The following is a 1,312-nucleotide window of genomic DNA, read 5'->3' on the forward strand; positions in this document are numbered from 1 at the left end:
CGGGCGTCCTGCGCACGGGGACGCCGCACTGGGCGGGTGTCCGCCGCACGGATGCGCCGGACGGGGAATGCACTGCCGGTCGACCGCTGGGGCAAGCGTGCACCGGACCACCTCCCGAGGAACTGCCGGCCACGGGCGGGCCGGTCATCGTGAGAAGAGGGCCGGATCGAGGTTTCGTCCCGCGCCTTTGCCAATCCTTTGCCATTCGCCGGGTTCCGGGCCCGGACGCGACCCGGGGCGTCGCGGCGGCCGCCGACCGGCCCGACCGCTCGTCAACCCGGGTGCGGAGCAAGGAGAACGGGCGCACACGACCTGTTGATCTTGCAGGTGAACCGCCTGTGACACCGGCCCGGTGCACGGTACATTGCCGTACCGGCCGGTACCGCGGGCTGCCGCGCCGACCCCTGTGTCCCAACCCTCCGGACGCGAGCGAGGCCATGATGCGACTGAACCTCAACCAACTGGCGGTTTTCGCGAAGGTCATCGAGTGCGGGGGGTTCTCGGCCGCCGCACAAGTGCTGTTCCTGAGCCAGTCCTCGGTGTCGAAACAGGTGCAGAACCTGGAGATAGCCCTGCGGACCCAGCTGGTCGACCGCTCGGGTCCGAAGATCCGCCCCACCCTGGCGGGCGAGATCCTGCTCGCGCAGAGCAAGGAGGTGCTCGCCGTCGCCGACCACGCCGTCGAGGCCGTCCAGGCGGCGGCGCTGCTGCGGACGGAACCCCTGGTCATCGGCAGCACCAGCACCGTCAGCGGCCAGTTCCTGCCGTCCGTCCTGCGGGAGCTGCGGCGCCGCGAGCCGGCCGCCCAGTTCAACCTCGCCATCGGCACCGCCGACCAGCTCGCCGAGGCGCTGGAGGAGGGCCGGACGGGCATCGGACTGAGCGGCGGCCCGCTGCCGCCCGGCCGGTACCGCTCCGAGCGGCTCGCCGAGGACGACATGCTGCTGGTCTGCCCGGCCGACCACCCGCTCGCGGGCCGGACCGCCACCCCCGCCGACCTGGCGGGCGAGACCTTCCTGCTGCGCGAGTGCGGCTCGCAGACCCGCCGCCAGCTCACCGACCTGCTGCACAGCTGGGAGCTGACCGGCGCCCGCACCCTCGACCTGTGGGGCACCGAGGGCGTCAAGGAGGCCGCCCGGATCGGCCTCGGCGTCGGACTGGTGCCGCGCTGCTCCGTCCGGCTGGAACTCCGGCACGGCGTGCTCGCCGAAGTCCGCGTCCGTCCGGCGCCCGAGCGCCGCGCCGTATCTTCAAGATGGCGAAGAACGACTGGGACGCCGTCCTCACCGTCAACCTCACCAGCGCGTACAAC

The 1,312-nt window shown here is 72.6% G+C and carries 1 protein-coding gene; it reads left to right on the plus strand.

The window, feature by feature from the left end:
- Window positions 1-437: 437 nt before the first annotated feature.
- Window positions 438-1,312: LysR family transcriptional regulator (locus ABZ641_RS37845; RefSeq protein ID WP_359989147.1), on the plus strand; the 875-nt coding region annotated here is incomplete at its 3' end.

This window comes from Kitasatospora sp. NPDC007106, assembly GCF_040634455.1.
Taxonomy (GTDB): domain Bacteria; phylum Actinomycetota; class Actinomycetes; order Streptomycetales; family Streptomycetaceae; genus Kitasatospora; species Kitasatospora arboriphila.